Consider the following 22600-nt stretch of genomic DNA (forward strand, 5'->3'; position numbering starts at 1 on the left):
TAGGCGTGGGAATAAAGACTGAACAGGATGATTGATGAGCGTGATGGTGGGGCAGAGCAGCGACTTGGCAGGCACCACAAAACAAATGTGGGAGCGGGCTTGCTCGCGAAGAGGCCGGCACATTCAACATCTATGTTGAATGACACACCGCCTTCGCGAGCAAGCCCGCTCCCACAGGGGTTTTGCATTTCAGGCGCCCATTACGGGCGCCTGATTTGTTGCGGTTTAGCCGATCGTCATCAGGCTGGCATTACCACCCGCCGCAGCGGTGTTGACGCTCAACGCCCGCTCGATCACCAGGCGTTCCAGCGCAATGTTGGATTCGCCTTGCGACAGGCCCTGCACGCCAACGATGGCGCCGGCACGCTTGGCAACCTGCTGGCACACCGCACGCAACTGGTCGGAATGGCCGTGATGCACAACCGCATCAAACACCACTTCGTCCTTGTTCCAGTCGGAAACCAGCTTGATGCGCGCCTGAATGTCCTTCGGCAGGCGTGCGAACAAGGCCTTGGTCATGTCAGCTTCCGGCCATACCGCCGAACCGCCGACTGCCAATACCGCTGCCAGTTGAGTCAGCAGATCGCCTTCGACTTCCGCCAGGCACAGCACGTGTTCCCGTGGCAGGATCGCGTAGCTGTTGCGCTCGCCGGTCGGGCCGGCCAGGAGGCGGGTGATGCCGCTTTGCGATTGCGCGGCGAACTGCACGCACAGGGTGCTCAGGTCGGCGAACTTGTGGCTGTCGGCCCAGGCTTTCAGGGCGGTCAGCGGCTTGCTCATGGCGTCGCGCAGACGAACGTCCGGTGCTGCGGCAGCATCGCCACGAGCGAAGGATTGTTCGATCGCATCCGCAGGGCGGGTCGACAACAGGCGGTACAGGTACAGCGGGCCACCGGCTTTCGGGCCGGTACCCGACAGGCCTTCGCCGCCGAATGGCTGCACGCCTACTACTGCACCAACGATGTTGCGGTTGACGTAGACGTTACCGGCGTTGACGTTGTCGATCACCTTGGCGATGGTCTCGTCGATGCGGGTGTGCACGCCCAGGGTCAGGCCGTAGCCGGAAGCGTTGATCTGGCCGATCAGTTGATCGATGTCTTTGCGCTTGTAGCGAACCACGTGCAGCACCGGGCCGAAGATCTCCCGCTGCAGTTCGTCGAAGCTTTCCAGTTCGATCAGTGTCGGCATCACGAAGGTGCCGCGTTTGACTTCTTCAGCATCGGCGATGGCCACCTGGTACACGCTGCGACCTTTGTCGCGCATGGCCTGGATGTGCTTCTCGATGCCAGCCTTGGCTTCGGCGTCGATCACCGGGCCGATGTCCACGGACAGACGCTCAGGGTTGCCGAGACGGCTTTCGGCCATCGCGCCCTTGAGCATTTCGATGACGCGATCAGCGGAATCTTCCTGCAAGCACAAGACACGCAGGGCTGAGCAACGCTGGCCGGCGCTGTCGAACGCCGACGAAACCACGTCGATCACGACTTGTTCGGTCAGTGCCGAAGAGTCGACGATCATTGCGTTCTGACCACCGGTTTCGGCGATCAGCGGGATCGGACGGCCCTGGCTGTCCAGGCGGCCGGCGATGTTGCGTTGCAGCAAGCGCGCGACTTCGGTGGAGCCAGTGAACATCACGCCTTTGACGCGCTCATCACCCACCAGACCGGCACCGACGGTTTCACCGCGGCCCGGCAGCAATTGCAGCACGCCTTCCGGGATGCCGGCTTCGAGCAGCAGGCGCACGGCTTGAGCCGCAACCAGTGGAGTCTGTTCCGCAGGCTTGGCCAATACCGGGTTACCGGCGGCGAGGGCAGCAGCCACTTGACCACTGAAGATCGCCAGCGGGAAGTTCCACGGGCTGATGCATACAACCGGACCCAATGGACGGTGAGCGTCATTGGTGAAGTCGTTACGTGCCTGCACCGCGTAATAACGCAGGAAGTCCACGGCTTCACGCACTTCGGCGATGGCGTTGGCGAAGGTCTTGCCGGCTTCGCGAGCCAACAGGCCCATCAGCGGCTGGATCTCGGCTTCCATCAAATCAGCAGCACGTTCCAGGATCGCGGCGCGTTCGGCTGGCGGGGTGGCCTGCCAGATCGGCGCAGCGTTCAGGGCGCACTGGATGGCGTTGTCGACGTCTTCGACGGTCGCTTCCTGCACATGGCCGACCACATCACGCAGATCGGATGGGTTCAGGACTGGTGCCGGAGCTTCGGTGCTGGAGGCGCAACCGAGCATCGGCGCGGCTTTCCAGTGGTTGTGTGCGGTAGCGAGCAGGGCACAGGACAGGGATGCCAAACGATGTTCGTTGGCCATGTCGATGCCGCTGGAGTTGGCGCGTTCTGAACCGTACAGGTCACGCGGCAACGGAATACGCGGGTGCGGCAGGCCGAAACCACCTTCCACGGTTGCCATCTGTTCGATGCTCGCCACCGGGTCGGCCACCAGTTCCTGGATCGAAATCGACTGGTCGGCGATGCGGTTGACGAACGAGGTGTTCGCGCCGTTTTCCAGCAGGCGACGCACCAGGTAGGCCAGCAGGGTTTCGTGGGTGCCGACCGGAGCGTACACGCGGCACGGACGGTTCAACTTGCCTTCGGAAACTTTGCCTACAACCTGTTCGTACAGCGGTTCACCCATGCCGTGCAGGCACTGGAATTCGTACTGGCCCGGGTAATAGTTCTGACCGGCGATGTGATAAATGGCCGACAGGGTATGGGCGTTGTGCGTGGCGAACTGCGGGTAGATGACTTCCGGCACCGACAGCAGCTTGCGGGCGCAAGCGATGTAGGACACGTCGGTGTACACCTTGCGGGTGTACACCGGGTAGCCTTCCAGGCCTTCGACCTGGGCGCGCTTGATCTCGCTGTCCCAGTACGCGCCTTTCACCAGACGGATCATCAGGCGATGACGGCTGCGGCGAGCCAGGTCGATCACGTAGTCGATCACGTACGGGCAACGCTTCTGGTAAGCCTGGATGACGAAACCGATGCCGTTCCAGCCAGTCAGCTGCGGCTCGAAGCACAGGCGCTCGAGCAGATCCAGCGACAGCTCGAGGCGGTCGGCTTCTTCGGCGTCGATGTTCAGGCCGATGTCGTATTGCTTGGCCAGCAGGGTCAGCGACAGCAGGCGTGGGTACAGCTCGTCCATCACGCGCTCGTATTGGGCGCGGCTGTAACGCGGGTGCAGGGCGGACAGCTTGATCGAAATGCCCGGGCCTTCATAAATCCCGCGACCGTGGGAGGCTTTGCCGATCGAGTGGATGGCTTGTTCGTACGAGGCCAGGTACTTCTGCGCGTCGTGCTCGGTGAGTGCGGCTTCACCCAGCATGTCGTAGGAATAGCGGAAACCCTTGGTTTCGAACTTGCTGGCGTTGGCCAGGGCTTCGGCGATGGTTTCGCCGGTCACGAACTGCTCGCCCATCAGGCGCATGGCCATGTCGACGCCCTTGCGGATCATCGGCTCGCCGCTCTTGCCGATGATGCGGCTCAGGGACGACGTCAGGCCGGCTTCGTTGTGGGTCGACACCAGTTTGCCGGTCAGCAGCAAGCCCCAGGTGGCGGCGTTGACGAACAACGACGGGCTGTTGCCCAAGTGCGGCTGCCAGTTGCCGGTGCTGATCTTGTCGCGGATCAGCGCATCGCGGGTGCCTTTGTCCGGGATGCGCAGCAGCGCTTCGGCCAGGCACATCAGTGCCACGCCTTCCTGGGACGACAGGGAGAATTCCTGCAGCAGGCCCTGAACGATGCCGGCACGGCCGCCAGCGCTCTTCTGGTTGCGCAGTTTTTCAGCAATCGAGGCGGCGAGTTTGTTGGTGGCTTCGGCCATCGGTGCTGGCAGGCGTGCCTGCTCGATCAGCATCGGCACGACTTCCGGCTCAGGGCGACGGTAAGCGGCGGTGATCGATGCGCGCAGTACCGATTGCGGCAGGATGCTTTCGGCGAATTCGAGGAAGCACTGGTGGGCGTGATCCAGAGGCGCGTCGACGCTGTCGTCGGAATCCTTGGTCAAACCGCTCAGCTCGGTCAGGGTTGCACCACCCTCGAGTTTTTCCAGGTAATTGAAGATTGCCTGCTTGATCAGCCAGTGCGGCGTGCGATCAATCGAGGTCGCGGCGGCCTTGAGGCGTTCGCGGGTCGGGTCGTCAAGTTTGACCCCAAGGGTGGTGGTAGCCATGTTTTTATCCTCATGTTTGCCACGACTGCGTGGCATCAGCTGGCGGCAAGATTAGCCGTGCGACTGTTGAGGTGCAACCGGGTGCAACCCTTTTTTTGTCGGAATATTACGCAGCTCGTCAGGAAATAAATTCTGGTACGGCTGTGCTGCATTTGCTTGGTGCTTTTTCAGAGAGTTAACACTCGTTTTTGCTCCGAAAAGGAGCAAAAAACGATTTTTAACGTTTATTTCCGACTAGGTGCAACTTATTCTCAAGAAACTGGTTGCACCTTATTTACTTTGTTGAATAGCATTCGCGCCCAAGGTGCAACCCGGAAAAATCCGGGTGCTCCGGCTGATGGCTTTCCTGGGGAAACATCAGTCATAAATGCGCGGGAATCCGGATCGTCTGTCAAACGTATGCGTTTGCGAGCGGTTCACCAGCCGCCGCTACATAAAAACAAAGCCAGGGCGTAACTTAATGAGCGTAAGCAATCCAACCCTGATCACGTTCGTGATCTACATCGCAGCAATGGTGCTGATCGGCTTGATGGCCTATCGCTCCACCAACAACCTTTCCGACTACATTCTGGGCGGCCGTAGCCTGGGCAGCGTCGTGACCGCACTGTCCGCCGGTGCCTCCGACATGAGCGGCTGGTTGTTGATGGGCTTGCCCGGCGCGATCTACATGTCCGGCCTTTCCGAAAGCTGGATCGCCATCGGCCTGATCGTCGGCGCCTACCTGAACTGGCTGTTCGTCGCCGGCCGTCTGCGTGTACAGACCGAGCACAACGGTGATGCACTGACCCTGCCGGACTACTTCGCCAGCCGTTTCGAAGACAAAAGCGGCCTGCTGCGGATCATCTCTGCGGTCGTGATCCTGGTGTTCTTCACCATCTACTGCGCTTCCGGCATCGTGGCCGGTGCCCGTCTGTTCGAAAGCACCTTCGGCATGTCCTACGAGACAGCGCTGTGGGCCGGTGCTGCGGCGACGATTGCCTACACCTTTATCGGCGGATTCCTGGCCGTGAGCTGGACCGATACCGTACAAGCCACCCTGATGATCTTCGCGTTGATCCTGACGCCGGTTATCGTGCTGCTGGCCACTGGCGGCGTCGACACCACTTTCCTGGCCATCGAAGCGCAAGATCCAAGCAACTTCGACATGCTCAAGGGCACCACTTTCATCGGCATCATCTCGCTGATGGGCTGGGGTCTGGGCTACTTCGGCCAACCGCACATCCTGGCGCGTTTCATGGCTGCCGATTCGGTTAAATCGATCGCCAAGGCCCGCCGCATCTCCATGACCTGGATGATCCTGTGCCTGGGCGGCACCGTGGCAGTCGGCTTCTTCGGTATCGCCTACTTCTCGGCGCACCCGGACATGGCGGGCGCAGTCTCCGAGAACCACGAGCGTGTGTTCATCGAACTGGCCAAGATCCTGTTCAACCCATGGATCGCGGGTATCCTGCTGTCGGCCATCCTGGCTGCGGTGATGAGTACCCTGAGCTGCCAGTTGCTGGTGTGCTCGAGCGCCCTGACCGAAGACTTCTACAAGACCTTCCTGCGTAAATCCGCTTCGCAGCTGGAACTGGTCTGGGTCGGCCGTGCCATGGTGCTGCTTGTTGCCCTGGTTGCGATCGCCCTGGCGTCCAACCCGGAAAACCGTGTACTGGGCCTGGTGAGCTACGCCTGGGCCGGTTTCGGTGCCGCATTCGGTCCGGTCGTGCTGATCTCCGTGATCTGGAAAGACATGACCCGCAACGGCGCACTGGCCGGTATCCTGGTCGGCGCGATCACCGTGATCGTCTGGAAACACTTCGAACTGCTGGGCCTGTACGAAATCATCCCTGGTTTCATCTTCGCCAGCCTGGCGATCTACTTCGTCAGCAAAATGGGCACGCCGACTGCCGGCATGTTCCAGCGTTTTGCTGCTGCAGAGAATGATTACCGCCTGAACAAGTGATGAGTGATGGGTTGAACTCTACCCATCCCTGATAAAAGAACGGCTCGCAGCTTTAACAGTGCGGGCCGTTTTTTTTGCTTCTCCGATATCCGTGGTGCGAATTTTCCGGGCAGGGTCCTCGGACGTTTCCTTCAAAACGTAGTGGTTTTCATGAAGTGGTGCGATGCGAGTTCCGTCGATAGTCTTTGGCGGTCACTGACAATTCAGTGGTGGGGTGTAGGAACCTCTCAAGACCGTTAGAGCTACTTTGGCGTCACAGCCTGGTTTGCGGCCGTTTGCATGCGGCCGTAAGATCAGTTGCGGCGGCTATGCGCGGGCACGCTTTGGCGTGGTCGAGTTTTGCTCTAAGGGTCTCGATATTCCTACCCCGTGCATAGCTGCCACCCTAGCCCGTAGGAAGGCTAATGGCAGGTCCATTTCTTCCTTAGAGCGTTAAAAATGAAATCAATACATCCCGATCCACCCTACGAAAAACCAATCCCCCATCCCGACAACCGCTTCATGGCATTGACCAGCAACTGCACCGATATGCCCACCCTGTTCGTCGATACCCACGCGCCACTCGACATCCTCACCGACGCTGCCAACTACCGAATTCGTGCAGTCACCCAAGTGCTTGAGAACCTGTCCATGCGCGGTTCGATCGAGTGCGAGTCCTTCATCCTCAGCGATTTCGCCTTGCTCTGCGCCATTGCGTTGCGCGATGGCTGTGATGTGCTGGATGTGGTTGGGCGGCGGTTGCGGGCGCAGACGTCGGCTTAGCGCAGAAGGCTTTTGTGGTGAGGGGGTGTGCAGTGCCTCAACTGGCCGCTCGGCTGCGACCCCCTGACTTGCCGGCCGGTAAAAGGTAAACTTCCCGGCCTTCGCAGGAGCAGCCATGAATTATCGTCACGCCTTCCATGCCGGCAATCACGCCGATGTGTTCAAACACCTGACCTTGACCCGCCTCATCGCCCTGATGTCGCGTAAGGAGCAGCCGTTTGCCTATCTCGACACTCACGCCGGCATCGGTCTGTATGACCTTCAGGGTGATCAGGCCAACCGTACCGGTGAGTACCTGGAAGGCATTGCGCGTTTGTGGGATCAGCCGGATCTGCCGATCCTGACCGCTGATTACATGCAAGTGCTGCACGAGATGAACCCGGATGGCCAGTTGCGCTATTACCCGGGGTCGCCGGAGTTGGCGCGGCGCCTGACCCGTCCGCAGGACCGTGTGTTGCTCAACGAGAAGCATCCGGAAGACGGTGTGCTGCTCAAGGACAACATGGCTGGTGATCGCCGGGTCAAGGTGCACCTGGGCGAAGGCTGGCATGTGCCGCGAGCCTTGCTGCCGGTGCCGGAGAAGCGTGCGGTGATGCTGATCGATCCGCCATTCGAGAAGCTCGACGAGATGCAGCGCTGTGCCGCGTCGTTGAAGGAAGCGATTGGCCGGATGCGCCAGACCGTTGCGGCTATCTGGTACCCGGTAAAGGATCAGCGCGCGCTGCGCCGCTTCTATCAGGACCTGGCCGGTACCGGTGCGCCGAAGTTGTTGCGGGTGGAGTTGCTGGTGCATCCGCTGGATACGCCCAACAGCCTGAACGGTTCCGGGCTGGCGATTGCCAATCCGCCGTGGGGACTGGAGGAAGAGTTGCGTGAGCTGCTGCCGTGGTTGTCCCAGAAGCTGGGGCAGACCCAGGGTGGGTGGCAGATGGATTGGTTGATTGCTGAGAGTTGATCAGTTGTTTCAGTGGCGTCTGATCTGACGCCTTCGCGGGCAAGCCCGCTCCCACAGGGATTTGTGTCGATCACAAAACCTGTAGGAGCGGGCTTGCCCGCGATGCTTTTCAGGCCTGCAAATCAGATAGGGCAGGTCACGCCAGTACCACCGATCCCGCAATAGCCTTCCGGATTTTTCGCCAGGTACTGCTGGTGATACGTCTCGGCAAAGTAGACGGTCGGGGCCTGGTCGATTTCGGTGCTGATTTCACCGAGACCGGCCTTGGACAGCTCGACCTGGTAGGTTTCCTTGCTCTTGAGCGCCGCGTCCAGTTGTTCCTGGCTAGTGGCGTAGATCACCGAACGGTACTGGGTGCCGATGTCATTGCCCTGGCGCATGCCCTGCGTCGGGTTGTGCAGTTCCCAGAACATCGCCAGCAGCTCTTCGTAGCTGACCTTGGCCTTGTCATACACCACCAGCACCACTTCGGAGTGGCCGGTCAGGCCCGAGCAGACTTCTTCGTAGGTCGGGTTCGGCGTGAAACCGCCGGCGTAGCCGACCACGGTGCTGACCACGCCTTCACGCTGCCAGAAGCGGCGTTCCGCACCCCAGAAGCAGCCGAGGCCGAAGATCGCGAAGTCGACATCTTCGAAGAACGGGCCGAGCAAGGGGGTGTCTTTAAACACAAAGTGCTTTTCAGGCAGGGTCATCGCGGTTTCGCGGCCAGGCAGAGCTTGTTCTTTAGTAGGGAGCACGTTTTTGTTCACCAGAATTTCCGAGCGCAGAACCATGATCAGTCCTCTCAGTCAGGTTGGGTTGTAAATAAACAGACTGTCAGTGTGCCCAATACCTGCTTGATACGCACTACCTTGTGGGAGCGGGCTTGCTCGCGAAGGCGTTGAGTCAGTCAGTAACCACGGCTCTGACACACCGTATTCGCGAGCAAGCCCGCTCCCACAGGTTTTGTGTCATCCACAGGTTCTGTGTCTGTCAGGCGATTGGGCCACGCGGGTAGCGTTTGAGCTTGTCGATCAGCTCATTGCCCGGGATCGGGCGGTCGAACAGGTAGCCCTGGCCGACGTCGCAGCGGTGACGGCGCAGGAACGACAACTGCTCGGCAGTTTCGATGCCTTCAGCCACGACCTTGATTTTCAGGTTGTGCGCCATGGCGATCACCGCGGAGGTGATTTCCATGTCGTCCTGGTTGTCCGGGATTTCGTGGATGAAGCTTCGATCGATCTTGATGATGTCGATGGGGAATTTTTTCAAGTAACTGAGCGACGAGTAACCGGTGCCGAAGTCGTCCATGGCCAGGGTCAGGCCCAGGCGCTTGAGCTGGTCGAGCTGCAAGTGGGTGTCTTCGGTGGCTTCCAGCAGCAGGCCTTCGGTCAGCTCCAGCTCCAGCAAATGAGCTGGCAGGGCTTCTTCCTTGAGGATGTTGGCAATGGAGGCCACCAGGTCCGGATCGGAGAACTGCTTGGGCGACAGGTTGATCGCCACTTGCAGGTTGCCCAGGCCGGCAGCGGTCAGCGCTTTGCTCATGCGGCAGGCCTGGCGGGCGATCCATTTGCCGATCGGAATGATCAGCCCGGTTTCTTCGGCGACGCTGATGAACTGATCCGGGCGGATCATGCCCTTTTCCGGATGATCCCAGCGCAGCAACGCTTCCATCCCCAGCAAGCGCCCGCTGCGCAGGCACAGTTTTGGCTGGTAGAACACGTCGAGTTCGTTCTGGGTCAGGGCGCGGCGCAGGTTGTTTTCGACGAACAGCTTGTAGCTGGCCTCGGCGTTCAGCGCTTCGGTGAACACTTGCACCTGGTGTTTGCCGTTGGCCTTGGCCTTGTGCAGCGCCAACCCGGCGTTGCGCATCAAGGTTTGCGGATCGCGCCCGTGCAACGGCGCGCAGGCCAGGCCGACGGAGCCGGTGACGCTGATCAACTGGTTGTCGACGAACATCGGCTTGTCGAGTGTTGCCAGCAATTGGTTGGCCACTTGCTGGCCCGTCGACAGGTCAGTGTTGTCCAGCAGCACGGCGAATTCGTTACTGGCGAATCGCGCCAGGCTGCCGCTCGGGATCAGGCTGTTGCGCAGGCGCCGGGCCAGGCTGATCAGCAGTTTGTCGCCGGTCTGGTGGCCGAGGCTGTCGTTGATCCGCTTGAAGTTGTCGATGTCCACCAGCAACAGGCTGATCGGCGCGTCGCTGTCCCGGGCGAAGCGTTCATCGAGGTTGCGAATGAACGCCGGGCGGTTGCCGAGATTGGTCAGGTTGTCGGTGTAGGCCAGGCGCTCGATGCGTTGCTGAGCGAGCTTGGTCTGGGTGATGTCTTCGTAGATGCCGATGTAGTGGGTCAGCTCGCGGTTGTCGCCGTAAACCTTGGAGATCGACAACTGGCCCCAATAGGGTTCGAGGTTTTTCCGGCGGCTCTTGAATTCGCCTTGCCAACTGTTGCTCTTGGCCAGTGCCGAAGGCGCATCGAACAGCAGTTCGCTGAGGTTCTCCAGGGCCGGCAGTTCTGACAGGCGCTGACCGTGCACTTCTTCGGTGGAATATTGGGTGATCGCGGTGAAGCTCGGGTTGACGTATTCCACCACGCCGTCGCAGTTGACCAGCAGAAAGGCGTTGGCACTTTGTTCGACCGCGCGCTGGAACAGGTGCAGGGCGCTGGTGGCGGTTCGCCGGTTGTGGTTGCTGATGACCTGGGCAAACTGGTCCGCCAGTTCTCCGGCGAAGGCGATTTCATCCGACTGCCAGGCGCGGGTCGCGCCGGTTTGTTCCAGGCACAAAACGCCGACCACCTGGCCATCGACGCGGATGCTGGCGTCGAGCATTGCATTGACGTCGCGCGGGCGCAGGCTTTCGGCCATCTCCCGGGTGCGCGGGTCACGCATGGCGTTATGGGCGTCGATGGCGCGGCCGGTGTGCAAGGCGTCGAGGTAATCGGGGAACACGCTGACATCGATCGGCTGCGGCAGCAGGTATTCCTGAGTCGTGCGGTGATAGGCCGAGATCGGCACCAGCATCGAGCCTTCGAGGTGCCACAGGCTGGCGCAGTCGATTTCGTAGATGTCGCAGGCGCTGCGGGTGATCAACTCGGCGGCTTCGCGCAAGGAGTTGTTGCTGCTGTAGCGTTGACGGGTGAGCAGCAGGATCAGGTCCTGTTGGGCACGCACCCGGTCCAGATGCAGCAGTTGTTCCTGCTGGGCACGCTGATTGAGTTCCAGGGCGATTTGCAGGCGCGAGTTCTGGGTTTCCAGATCCAGGGCCGGTTGCAGCGGGTCATCCTCGAACAGGCCGTCGATGACCAGCAGGTAGCCGCGTAACAGGTGGCGATTGTGTTGTTTGTAGGCTTCGCCCAGCTCCAGCAGACTCAGGGAGCCAGAGGCGGTGTGCAGGGTGTAGCGGATCAGGTAGTGCGTGCTTTCGCTCAGTTGCTGCTGGATCGCGTCGTGCAGTTCATAGCGCGCTTGCGGCTCCATCAGGCTGGCATAGGGCGAACCCACCAGCGCACACAGTTCAACGGCGGGCAGGCCGAACTGGCGTTCGCAATTGGGATCGAGAAACAGCAGTGCCCAGCTGGGTTCATTAAGCCGTTCGAAACGCAGCATGCCGAGCCGCGAGGGCACAGGCAACTGCGTCACTACCTCGGCCACCATACGGCTGGCGGCATCGGGTTGGCTTTTCATGGAGGGAAACTCGCTTCGAATATGCTGAACGCGCTGGGCTCTCGCCCTCTTGACTGTTGCCTGCGGCAAGGTTGCATCATTGCGACACCGACTGACAAGAGAGATGAAGGCCAAGTGCTATAAGAATATGTCGGCAGGCGTGAAGATTTCTGCAGTTCTCGGCAGAAAGTATTGTTATTGATCAGATCGCAGCCTTGGGGGGCGTCCCGAAGGCTGTGATTTTTTGCCATCAGCGCAAACTGATGCCTGTCGATTGCAGCAACTTGCCATCCCGATCGTGGTAATTCACCTGAATGCGTTCCGCATCGATGACCAGGTGCGCGAAGTTATCCTGACTGATGACTTTGCCGGTCAATTCTTGTCGATATTCGCCTGCGGCGTTGCGTGCCAACGGCCGGTCGAGGATAAAGCTGGATTGACTGGCATAGGGCATCAGTTTGATGTTGCACAATGGCGACGACACGATGGTGTGCACCTCAAAGTCCGGGTCTTCGCTGTGGGTCAGTCGACTGGTCAAGGAGCCGTGGACGTCACCGGAAACGAAAATGACATTCTTCAACCGGTGCGAACGAATGGTCTCCAGCAACCGCAGCCGTTGCCCGGGAAAACCGGCCCAGGCGTCATCCCCGTTGTGTTTGGCGTCGGGATAGAACATCACGCTGGTGACCACCAACTTGACCCGGGCGGGGCTGTGGATCAGCCATTGGCACAAGGCATATTCCTGTTCAACATCAAGGATGCGTCGATCATCGGCGGACAGATTACGCTGGGTGCGGCTATCGGTGACGAACCATTCGATATCGCCATCGGTGAACTGATACCAATAGTGCTTCGGATGCCGGCGGATCCGCCCATCGTCAAGTAATTCAAATGCCGGGCTGTGGCTGGCTTGATATAACTCATAAGCAGTGATGGCGTTTTTATATAGAGCATCATCGCCTGATCTTTTCTTGGTCGGCCAGTTATCTTCAATTTCGTGATCGTCGAGGATCATGTAAGTCGATAGGTTGGCCATTAACCTGGAAATATGCGGCTGGGAGAAAGCTGCACGGTATTTTGCGAGAATTTGCTGATATTCGCGGTCAGGCGCGAAAAAATTCAAATCATCGACATAGATCTGATCGCCAGTCATCAACATCGCGCTGACCGGCGGGTCGGCTTGCTGTGCCAGTTGTGTCATCGAGGCAAATATCCGGTCGCCCAGATGTGGCGCCGACGGGATGCCGGCGGTCATCCGCAAGTAACGACATGAGCCAACGAAATAGGCTCGTGGCGTGCCGAGCGTGCCGGATCGGGTGCGCAAACGATAGAGTTCTTGCGGCCATTGCAGCGGCAGTTCTTGCAGTGAATCCGCAGAGTGCCCGGCACTCGTGGTGCTGAACCAGCCGGCCTGGTATTCGTATTCGGTATCGGCCGCCAGGTTATTGAGAGTAATGACATCGGACATGTCTTGCAGGCTTGTCAGCCTTGCAAAGGTAGTTTTAAGCCATTGTTCTTGCCCGGACTGCCGATAACGGATACCGGCAAACACGGGTGCATCTTTTTGCGCTTTGCCGCGCACAAAAATACGCGCGTGATCAGTTGTAGTGTGCCCAACTATTGGGCCGACAGAGAGTTTTAGCATGTTCGAATCCATTCGAATAATGAACTAATCAACCAGTGGCTTTAAAAGTTGCCATCGTAGTTTTGGGCGTTAAGGCTAAGTGTTTGCTGGCGGGAAAATATCGGGCAAAAAGGGATGGGGGGTGTGGGGCAATCAAACCAGGCATGTAGGACATTGCCTGCGTTTCGTGCAGGCAAAAAAAGCCCCGCCAAATTGGCGGGGTTGAGGTACGAGCGTGGCGCTCGGAAACGTGGAACGCAACAGGCCCTCCGGTGAAGGAGGGCCGGTCGGTGTTACAGGAGCATGGTGCGGATGTCGCCCAGCAGGTCGCTCAGACGCTTGGTGAAGCGTGCAGCAGCGGCGCCGTTGATCACGCGGTGATCGTAGGACAGCGACAGCGGCAGCATCAGTTTCGGCTGGAAGGCTTTGCCGTCCCAGACTGGCTGGATGGTTGCCTTGGAAACACCGAGGATCGCCACTTCCGGCGCGTTGACGATCGGCGTGAAGCCGGTGCCGCCAATGTGGCCGAGGCTGGAAATGGTGAAGCACGCGCCTTGCATCTCGTCCGACGAGAGCTTCTTGGTCCGGGCTTTTTCAGCCAGGGAAGCAGCCTCGGCAGCCAGTTGCAGCAGGCTCTTCTGGTCGACGTTCTTGATGACCGGTACCAGCAGGCCATCCGGGGTGTCGACGGCGAAGCCGATGTTCACGTATTTCTTGCGGATGATCGCTTTGCCGCTTGGCGCCAGCGAGCTGTTGAAGTCCGGCAGTTCCTTGAGCAGGTGCGCGCAGGTCTTGAGCAGCAACGGCAGGATGGTCAGCTTGACGCCGGCCTTCTCTGCAACGGCTTTCTGGGCAACACGGAACGCTTCGAGTTCGGTGATATCCGCCGAGTCGAATTGCGTCACGTGCGGCACGTTCAGCCAGCTGCGGTGCAGGTTGGCGGCGCCGACCTGCATCAGGCGGGTCATCGGCACTTCTTCGATTTCACCGAAGCGGCTGAAGTCCACGACCGGAATCGGCGGGATGCCCGCGCCACCGGTTGCGCCAGCAGCAGCGGCCGGTGCTTCCTTGGCCTTCTGCATCATGGCCTTGACGTAAACCTGCACGTCTTCTTTCAGGATGCGACCGTGCGGACCGCTGGCACCCACTGCGTTCAGCTCGACGCCGAATTCACGGGCCAGTTGACGCACGGCAGGGCCGGCGTGAACTTTCGCGCCAGGCTTGGCTAGAGCAGCAACCGGGGCAGCAACAGGTGCGGCCGCGGCAGGTGCAGCAGCGGCTGGAGCCGAAGCAGGAGCGCTCGGAGCAGCAGCGGCAGATGCGGTCGCAGCAACAGGTGCGGCCGGCGCAGCGCCTTTGACTTTCAGCTTGAGGATCAGGTCGCCGGTACCGACTTCGTCATCGAGCTTGATGGAAACGCTTTCCACCACGCCAGCGGCAGGCGACGGGATTTCCATGCTCGCCTTGTCGGATTCCAGGGTGATCAGCGACTGGTCGGCCACAACGGTGTCGCCGGCCTTGACCAGGACTTCGATGATCTTGGCCTTGCCCGCCGAACCGATGTCCGGAACGTGGATGTCCTGAACGCTGTCGGCAACCGGTGCAGCCGGAGCTGCTGCAGGAGCAGGCGCAGCGGCGGCAGCTGGAGCGGCAGCCTGGGCCGGAGCAGCAGCCGGTGCAGCAGCACCTGCCACTTCCAGATCCAGGATCAGGTCGCCGGTGCCGACTTCGTCGTTGAGCTTGACGCTGATGGCCTTGACCACGCCAGCGGCAGGCGACGGGATTTCCATGCTCGCCTTGTCGGATTCCAGGGTGATCAGCGATTGATCAGCCGCGACGGTGTCGCCGACCTTGACCTGGATCTCGATGATCTGGGCCTTGCCCGACGAACCGATGTCCGGCACGTGCACTTGCTGAACGCTGGCGGCAGCCGGCGCAGCAGGAGCAGGGGCGGCGGCAGGTGCAGCAGCCGGTTTGGCTTCAGCCTTGGCCGCCGGTGCGGCTGCCGCAGGGGCCGCAGCAGCGGCACCTTCGACTTCCAGCTCCAGCAGTTCGTCGCCTTCTTTCAGGCGATCGCCCAGCTTCACTTTCAGGCTCTTGATGATACCGGCCTTCGGCGCAGGCACTTCCATGCTCGCCTTGTCCGACTCAAGTGTCAGGATGCTCTGGTCGGCTTCGATACGGTCGCCGACCTTCACAAACAGTTCAATTACTTCACCTTCACCGCTGCCGATGTCAGGTACGCGAATGAGTTCGCTCACAGAATCTCTCCTCAGCAGTCCAGTGGGTTGCGTTTTTCCGGGTTGATACCGAACTTGGCAATGGCTTCAGCCACAACCTTAGGTTCGATGTCGCCACGGTCAGCCAGTGCTTCCAGGGCTGCCAACACCACGAAATGACGGTCGACTTCGAAGAAATGACGCAGTTTCTTGCGGCTGTCGCTGCGGCCGAAACCGTCGGTGCCCAGGACTTTGAATTCCTTGGACGGTACCCACTGACGGATCTGCTCGGCGAACAGTTTCATGTAGTCGGTAGAGGCGATGACCGGACCTTTACGGCCGTTCAGGCACTCTTCGACGTAGCTCAGCTTAGGCTTTTGGCCCGGGTGCAGACGGTTGGTGCGCTCAACGGCCAGGCCGTCGCGACGCAGTTCGTTGAAGCTGGTAACGCTCCACACGTCGGCGCCGACGTTGAACTCTTCGCGCAGGATCTTCGCCGCTTCACGGACTTCACGCAGGATGGTGCCGGAGCCCATCAGCTGAACGTGGTGCGCCGCTTCGCGGTTGTCTTCTTCGAGCAGGTACATGCCTTTCTTGATGCCTTCTTCGGCACCGGCCGGCATGGCTGGCTGCTGGTACGACTCGTTCATCACGGTGATGTAGTAGAAGACGTCCTGTTGCTCTTCGGTCATCTTCTTCATGCCGTCCTGAATGATCACCGCCAGCTCGTAGCCGTAGGTTGGATCGTAGGTGCGGCAGTTCGGGATGGTCGAGGCCAGCAGGTGGCTGTGACCGTCTTCGTGTTGCAGGCCTTCACCGTTCAGGGTGGTACGGCCGGCGGTGCCGCCGATCAGGAAGCCACGGGTGCGGCTGTCGCCAGCGGCCCAGGCCAGGTCGCCGATACGCTGGAAGCCGAACATCGAGTAGAAGATGTAGAACGGCAGCATCGGCTGGTTGTGGCTGGAGTACGAAGTACCGGCAGCGATGAAGGAGCTCATGGCGCCCGCTTCGTTGATGCCTTCTTCGAGGATCTGGCCCTTCTGGTCTTCCTTGTAGAACATCACCTGGTCTTTATCGACTGGCTCGTAGAGCTGGCCGACGGAGGAGTAGATGCCCAACTGACGGAACATGCCTTCCATACCGAAGGTACGGGCTTCGTCCGGGATGATCGGCACGATGCGCGGGCCGATTTCCTTGTCCTTGACCAGTTGCGCGAGGATCCGCACGAAGGCCATGGTGGTGGAGATTTCGCGGTCGCCCGAGCCGTCCAGGATCGCCTTGAGGGTGTCCAGTGGCGGAGTCGGGATGTTGAAGCTCTTGGCGCGACGCTGAGGTACGAAGCCGCCCAGTGCGGTACGGCGCTCGCTCAGGTAACGGGCTTCGGCGCTGCCTTCTTCCGGTTTGAAGAATGGCAGGTTTTCCAGTTCATCGTCCTTGACCGGGATGTCGAAGCGGTCGCGGAACAACTTCAGGCTTTCGACATCGACCTTCTTGGTGTTGTGCGCAGTGTTTTTCGCTTCGCCGGCACCGGTGCCATAACCCTTGATGGTCTTGGCCAGGATCACGGTCGGTTGTTCTTTGTGGTTGACCGCTTCGTGGTACGCCGCGTAGACCTTGTACGGGTCGTGGCCGCCACGGTTGAGTTTCCAGATCTCGTCGTCGGACAGGTCTTCGACCATCGCCTTGAGTTCAGGCGTGTTGAAGAAGTGTTCACGCACGAACGCGCCGTCTTTGGCTTTGTAGTTCTGGTACTCGCCGTCGATGACTTCGTCCATACGGCGTTGCAGGATACCGTCGACGTCCTTGGCCAGCAGTGGGTCCCAGAAACGGCCCCAGATGACTTTGGTCACGTTCCACTGAGCACCGCGGAACACGCCTTCGAGTTCCTGGATGATCTTGCCGTTGCCACGAACCGGGCCGTCGAGGCGCTGCAGGTTGCAGTTGATGACGAAGATCAGGTTGTCCAGCTTCTCGCGGCCGGCCAGGGAGATCGCGCCCAGGGATTCCGGCTCGTCGCACTCGCCGTCGCCCAGGAAGCACCAGACTTTCTGTTTGCCTGGCTGGATGAAGCCGCGATGTTCCAGGTACTTCATGAAGCGTGCCTGGTAGATCGCCTGGATCGGGCCCAGACCCATGGATACGGTCGGGAACTGCCAGAAGTCAGGCATCAGCCAAGGGTGCGGGTAGGACGACAGGCCCTGACCGTCGACTTCCTGGCGGAAGTTGTTCATCTGGTCTTCGGTGATGCGGCCTTCCATGAATGCACGGGCGTAAACGCCTGGCGAGGTGTGGCCCTGGAAGTAGATCAGGTCGCCGCCGTGTTCGTCGCTCGGGGCCTGGAAGAAGTAGTTGAAGCCGATGTCATACAGGGTCGCACTGGAGGCGAAGCTGGAGATGTGACCGCCGAGGTCAGAATCTTTCAGGTTTGTACGCATTACCATGGCCATCGCGTTCCAGCGTACCAGCGAGCGAATGCGGCGTTCCATGAACAGGTCGCCAGGCATGCGTGCTTCGTGGGTTACCGGGATGGTGTTGCGGTAAGGCGTGGTGATGGCGTAAGGCAACTGCGAACCGCTGCGGGTCGCCAGTTCACCCATACGGGTCATCAGATAGTGAGCACGGTCTTCGCCTTCTTTGTCGAGAACCGATTCCAGGGCGTCCAGCCATTCCTGGGTTTCGACGGGATCGAGGTCTTGCATGGCTTGCTCCAGGGCGGAAAGGCTTCCAGAATCGGTTGCCTGAGTTTGCGACTGGCCTTGTGGGCAGACGATATAAATTCTTGGATTGCCGATAGGTTGTTCCGGCGGCGTGTAGTTTTACTACAAATCTTCCGGCATTTCAGCCCGGCTAATGTATATACGAGTAGTAAAACTACAGAAGAGCGGCTTGTGGCCCCCGGCTGCGTTGTGAGAATAATCGTTAAGGTTGGTCTTTTTCCAACTACAGAAGGTAAAAGCTTGATGCTGGCTGCCAAAATTAAAGAAATTTCAGCTATTTCTAACTTTTGTTCGACAGTCCCTCAGGTAGTGGATTTTCGCAAACCACTACATGCAGTCCGTTGTACGCCGATCAAGGATAGACCATGAGCCTCCCTTCGCTTGCCGAACTGCCCGCCATTCTCCTGCCGTTTGTCACCCGCGCCGAGCAGTCGTTCCGGGCTGCCGTCGCCGCTCTGGACGATGACCACGGGCTGTCTGCCTGGACGCCGGAACGCTGGGCGCAATTTGCCCGCGTCACCGCCGCCAGCGATTTCGTGATTGAACAGTGTGTTCGTGACCCTTTGATGTTGCTGGAACTGGTGCAGTCCGGCGAACTGGACCGCGGCTTCGCTCCCGGCGAGTTGTGCGGGCAGATCGCGGCCGCCGTGAGCGTGGCCGAGACCGACGATCTGCTTGGCCGCGCCTTGCGCCGCCAGCGTGCGCGCCATCAGGTGCGGATCATCTGGCGCGACCTGACCCGCCAGGCCGATTTGATCCAGACCTGTCGCGACCTTTCGGACATGGCCGATGCCAGCATCGATCAGGCCTATCAATGGTTGTACACGCGGCATTGCCAGCAGTTCGGCGTGCCGACCGGGCGGCGCAGCGGCGAGCCGCAGCAGATGGTCATTCTCGGCATGGGCAAGCTCGGTGCCGTGGAGTTGAACTTGTCGTCGGACATTGACCTGATTTTCGCCTATCCCGAGGGTGGCGAAACCGTCGGCGTCAAACGCCCGCTGGATAACCAGGAGTTTTTCATCCGTCTGGGCCAGCGGCTGATCAAGGCCCTGGACCCGATGACTGTCGACGGCTTTGTATTCCGCGTCGACATGCGCTTGCGTCCCTACGGTTCGGCGGGCGCACTGGTGCTGAGCTTCAACGCGCTGGAGCAGTATTACCAGGATCAGGGGCGCGACTGGGAACGTTACGCGATGATCAAGTCGCGGGTGGTGGCCGGGGATCAAGTAGCCGGGGCGCAACTGCAAGACATGCTGCGGCCATTCGTTTACCGGCGTTACCTGGACTTTTCGGCCATCGAAGCGCTGCGCACCATGAAGCAGCTGATCCAGCAGGAAGTGCGGCGCAAGGGCATGGCCGACAACATCAAGCTCGGTTCCGGCGGAATTCGTGAAGTCGAGTTCATTGCCCAGGCCTTTCAGTTGATCCACGGCGGCCGCGATCTGAGCTTGCAGCAGCGCCCACTATTAAAGGTGCTGAGCACGCTGGAAGGTCAGGGTTACCTGCCGCCGGCCGTGATCAGCGAGCTGCGTGAAGGTTACGAATTCCTGCGTTACACCGAACACGCGATTCAGGCGATTGCCGATCGCCAGACGCAAATGTTGCCCGTTGGCGAGCAGGATCAGGCGCGCATTGCCTTTATGCTGGGTTTCGCCAACTGGACGGCGTTCCACGAGCAACTGATGTATTGGCGCGGCCGCGTGGCCTGGCACTTCGGGCAGGTGATCGCCGATCCCGACGAAGAGCAGGGCGCCGAAAGCGAAGTGGTGGTCGGCGGTGAGTGGTTGCCGCTGTGGGAAGAGGCCCAGGACGATGAGGCCGCTTGCCGCCAACTGGAGGAGGGCGGTTTCAAGGATGCTCCCAAAGCCTTGAGAGCCCTGGCCGGCTTGCGCGGTAGCCCGCAATTGAGGGCAATGCAGCGTCTGGGTCGCGAACGTCTCGATGCTTTTATTCCGCGTTTGCTGGCACAAGCCGTGGAGCATGACAATCCGGACCTGGTACTGGAACGGGTGCTGCCGCTGGTCGAAGCCGTGGCCCGTCGTTCCGCGTACCTGGTGCTGTTGACCGAGAACCCCAGTGCGTTGCGGCGTTTGCTGACGCTGTGCGCGGCGAGCCCGTGGATCGCCGAGCAAATCACCCGCTTCCCGTTGCTGCTCGACGAATTGCTCAACGAAGGCCGGCTGTTCAAACCGCCACTGGCGCCAGAACTGGCGGCAGAGTTGCGCGAGCGCCTGACACGGATTCCCGAGGACGACCTCGAACAGCAAATGGAAGCCCTGCGCCACTTCAAACTGGCGCACCGCTTGCGGGTGGCCGCTTCGGAAATCGCCGGCAGCCTGCCGCTGATGAAAGTCAGCGATTACCTGACCTGGCTCGCCGAAGCGATCCTGGAGCAAGTGCTGGCACTGGCCTGGCGCCAGACCGTGGCCAAGTACGGCACGCCGCTGCGCACCGACGGCACCTTGTGCGATCCCGGCTTCATCATTGTCGGTTATGGGAAAGTCGGCGGCCTGGAACTCGGGCATGGTTCGGATCTGGACCTGGTGTTCATCCACGACGGCGATCCGCAGGCTGAAACCGATGGCGTCAAACCCATCGATGGCGCGCAATTTTTCACCCGGCTGGGGCAGCGGATCATTCACTTGTTGACGGCGCAGACCAACTCCGGGCAGCTGTATGAAGTGGACATGCGTCTGCGGCCGTCCGGTGCGTCGGGCTTGCTGGTGAGCTCCCTGGGGGCGTTTGCCCGTTATCAGGAAAACGAAGCCTGGACCTGGGAACACCAGGCGCTGGTGCGGGCGCGAGTGCTGGTGGGCAGTCAGGATGTCGGCCAGGCCTTCGAGAAAGTCCGCGCTGCGATATTGGGCAAGACGCGTGATCTGCCGACCCTGCGCCAGGAGGTCAGCGAGATGCGCGCCAAGATGCGCGATAACCTCGGCAGCAAGAGCACGGCGGCCGGCACCGGGGCAAATGCCTTCGAAGCCACGGCGCCGTTCGATATCAAGCAGGACGCCGGAGGTATCGTCGATATTGAATTTATGGTGCAATACGCGGCCCTGGCGTGGTCCGAAACACACCCGCCATTGCTGCGCTGGACGGACAACATCCGCATTCTGGAAGAGCTGGAGCATGAAGGGCTGATGCCCGTCGAAGATGCCAGCCTGTTGCGTGAAGCGTATAAAGCGTACCGTTCCGCCGCCCACCGGCAGGCCTTGCAGAAGGACCCCGGGGTGATTCCGGGCGATCAGTTCGCGGACGAACGGCGGCAGGTCATGCGGATCTGGCGCGAGCTGGGGCTAAGCTGAAACGGGATATTTGATACGCCAATATTCCCTGTAGGAGCGAGCTTGCTCGCGATGGTCGTTAACGATAACGCGGCGAGCCTGACACCCTGAGGGGGCTCAGGTTCATCGTCGGATCGCCGCCCGGAGCAAGCTCGCTCCTACAGCAGATTTGCGTTGTTCTGTAGAATTCTCGAGGCGGGGAGGCGTAGGCCTCCCCGGTTCGTTTATGGAAACCACATGAAAATTCTGATCGTTGGGCCCAGTTGGGTCGGTGACATGGTGATGGCGCAGACACTTTTCCAGTGCCTGAAACAACGCCACCCGCAATGCGAAATCGACGTGCTGGCCCCCGAGTGGAGCCGGCCGATTCTTGAGCGCATGCCCGAAGTTCGCCAGGCCTTGAGCTTTCCGCTCGGTCACGGTGTCCTGGAGCTGGCGACACGTCGGCGCATCGGCAAATCCCTGGCTGGCCAGTACGACCAGGCGATCCTGTTGCCCAACTCCCTTAAGTCGGCGCTGGTGCCGTTCTTTGCCGGCATCCCGAAACGCACCGGCTGGCGTGGCGAATTTCGCTATGGCCTGCTCAATGACGTGCGCACGCTGGACAAGGATCGTTATCCGCTGATGATCGAGCGCTTCATGGCCCTGGCTTACGAGCCGGGCGTTGAACTGCCAAAACCCTATCCGCGTCCGACACTGCAGATCGACCCGGTTACCCGCGAAGCGGCGCTGGCCAAATTCGGCCTGACCCTCGACCGCCCGGTGTTGGCCCTGTGCCCCGGCGCCGAGTTTGGCGAGTCCAAGCGCTGGCCGTCCGAGCATTACGCCAAGGTTGCCGAAGCGAAGATCCGCGAAGGCTGGCAAGTCTGGCTGTTCGGTTCGAAAAACGATCACGCCGTGGGCGAAGACATCCGCGCGCGGCTGATTCCCGGTCTGCGTGAAGAGTCAGTGAACCTCAGTGGCGGCACCTCGCTGGCCGAAGCCATCGACCTGATGTCCTGTGCCGATGCGGTGGTGTCCAACGACTCCGGCCTGATGCACGTCGCCGCCGCGCTGAACCGTCCGCTGGTCGCTGTCTACGGGTCGACGTCGCCGGGTTTCACGCCACCGTTGGCCGAGCATGTCGAAATCGTACGCCTGGGCATCGAGTGCAGCCCGTGCTTCGATCGCACCTGTCGTTTCGGCCATTACAACTGCCTGCGTCAGCTCATGCCGCAGGCCGTGAACGAAGCCTTGCAGCGGTTGCAAGGCACTGTGGTCGAGGTCAAATAGC

At 60.3% G+C, this 22600-nt stretch carries 11 protein-coding genes; 5 read left to right on the forward strand and 6 right to left on the reverse strand.

The annotated features are described in order from the left end of the window. Nucleotides 1-225: 225 nt before the first annotated feature. On the reverse strand, nucleotides 226-4176 hold the full coding sequence (gene putA / locus AC3IT6_RS02150) for a trifunctional transcriptional regulator/proline dehydrogenase/L-glutamate gamma-semialdehyde dehydrogenase (protein ID WP_489354142.1): 3951 nt from the start codon (nucleotides 4174-4176) through the stop codon (nucleotides 226-228). A gap of 460 nt (nucleotides 4177-4636) precedes the next feature. Between putA and putP the strand changes: the two genes are divergently transcribed. From putP to AC3IT6_RS02165, 3 genes are all read left to right on the forward strand, one after another. Continuing rightward, nucleotides 4637-6121, forward strand: a complete 1485-nt coding sequence (gene putP / locus AC3IT6_RS02155; protein WP_223447510.1) for a sodium/proline symporter PutP — start codon at nucleotides 4637-4639, stop codon at nucleotides 6119-6121. A gap of 438 nt (nucleotides 6122-6559) precedes the next feature. Further along, nucleotides 6560-6883 carry a hypothetical protein gene (locus AC3IT6_RS02160; RefSeq protein ID WP_489354143.1) on the forward strand — a complete coding sequence of 108 codons (324 nt, stop codon included), beginning with the start codon at nucleotides 6560-6562 and terminating at the stop codon, nucleotides 6881-6883. Between the two features lie 115 nt (nucleotides 6884-6998). Next, on the forward strand, nucleotides 6999-7838 hold the full coding sequence (locus AC3IT6_RS02165; RefSeq protein ID WP_347910228.1) for a 23S rRNA (adenine(2030)-N(6))-methyltransferase RlmJ: 840 nt from the start codon (nucleotides 6999-7001) through the stop codon (nucleotides 7836-7838). 122 nt (nucleotides 7839-7960) lie between these two features. Here the strand turns inward: AC3IT6_RS02165 and msrA are convergent, their stop codons facing one another. The 5 genes from msrA to aceE all read right to left on the reverse strand — a co-directional run bounded on the left by msrA (nucleotide 7961) and on the right by aceE (nucleotide 18025). Further along, entirely contained in the window at nucleotides 7961-8611 is a 651-nt protein-coding gene (msrA, locus tag AC3IT6_RS02170) for a peptide-methionine (S)-S-oxide reductase MsrA (protein WP_489354144.1), read from the reverse strand. 199 nt (nucleotides 8612-8810) lie between these two features. After that, a complete protein-coding gene (locus tag AC3IT6_RS02175) occupies nucleotides 8811-11504 on the reverse strand; it encodes a sensor domain-containing phosphodiesterase (protein WP_489354145.1) in 2694 nt (897 codons plus the stop codon). 229 nt (nucleotides 11505-11733) lie between these two features. Further along, complete coding sequence (locus AC3IT6_RS02180; protein ID WP_489354146.1) at nucleotides 11734-13128, reverse strand: alkaline phosphatase D family protein; 1395 nt, start codon at nucleotides 13126-13128, stop codon at nucleotides 11734-11736. A gap of 272 nt (nucleotides 13129-13400) precedes the next feature. Continuing rightward, nucleotides 13401-15368, reverse strand: coding sequence for a dihydrolipoyllysine-residue acetyltransferase (gene aceF, locus AC3IT6_RS02185; protein WP_489354147.1), 1968 nt, complete (start codon nucleotides 15366-15368; stop codon nucleotides 13401-13403). An 11-nt stretch (nucleotides 15369-15379) separates the two neighbouring features. Continuing rightward, complete coding sequence (aceE, locus tag AC3IT6_RS02190) at nucleotides 15380-18025, reverse strand: pyruvate dehydrogenase (acetyl-transferring), homodimeric type (RefSeq protein WP_353741964.1); 2646 nt, start codon at nucleotides 18023-18025, stop codon at nucleotides 15380-15382. 383 nt (nucleotides 18026-18408) lie between these two features. Here aceE and glnE point away from each other — a divergent pair, with 383 nt between their 5' ends. Both glnE and waaF read left to right on the forward strand, forming a co-directional pair. After that, on the forward strand, nucleotides 18409-21348 hold the full coding sequence (gene glnE / locus AC3IT6_RS02195; protein WP_489354148.1) for a bifunctional [glutamate--ammonia ligase]-adenylyl-L-tyrosine phosphorylase/[glutamate--ammonia-ligase] adenylyltransferase: 2940 nt from the start codon (nucleotides 18409-18411) through the stop codon (nucleotides 21346-21348). 216 nt (nucleotides 21349-21564) lie between these two features. After that, nucleotides 21565-22599 (forward strand): lipopolysaccharide heptosyltransferase II, encoded by a 1035-nt coding sequence (gene waaF, locus AC3IT6_RS02200; protein WP_489354149.1) that lies wholly within the window; start codon nucleotides 21565-21567, stop codon nucleotides 22597-22599. The last annotated feature ends 1 nt before the right edge of the window (nucleotide 22600 follow it).

Source organism: Pseudomonas sp. KH_017 (assembly GCF_057840285.1).

Coding starts and splice junctions, on each gene's coding strand:
- glnE (WP_489354148.1), top strand. CDS start 18,409: ATGAGCCTCCCTTCGCTTGCCGAACTGCCCGCCATTCTCCTGCCGTTT.
- AC3IT6_RS02165 (WP_347910228.1), top strand. CDS start 6,999: ATGAATTATCGTCACGCCTTCCATGCCGGCAATCACGCCGATGTGTTC.
- aceE (WP_353741964.1), bottom strand. CDS start 18,025: ATGCAAGACCTCGATCCCGTCGAAACCCAGGAATGGCTGGACGCCCTG.
- AC3IT6_RS02175 (WP_489354145.1), bottom strand. CDS start 11,504: ATGAAAAGCCAACCCGATGCCGCCAGCCGTATGGTGGCCGAGGTAGTG.
- msrA (WP_489354144.1), bottom strand. CDS start 8,611: ATGGTTCTGCGCTCGGAAATTCTGGTGAACAAAAACGTGCTCCCTACT.
- waaF (WP_489354149.1), top strand. CDS start 21,565: ATGAAAATTCTGATCGTTGGGCCCAGTTGGGTCGGTGACATGGTGATG.
- AC3IT6_RS02180 (WP_489354146.1), bottom strand. CDS start 13,128: ATGCTAAAACTCTCTGTCGGCCCAATAGTTGGGCACACTACAACTGAT.
- AC3IT6_RS02160 (WP_489354143.1), top strand. CDS start 6,560: ATGAAATCAATACATCCCGATCCACCCTACGAAAAACCAATCCCCCAT.
- putP (WP_223447510.1), top strand. CDS start 4,637: ATGAGCGTAAGCAATCCAACCCTGATCACGTTCGTGATCTACATCGCA.
- putA (WP_489354142.1), bottom strand. CDS start 4,176: ATGGCTACCACCACCCTTGGGGTCAAACTTGACGACCCGACCCGCGAA.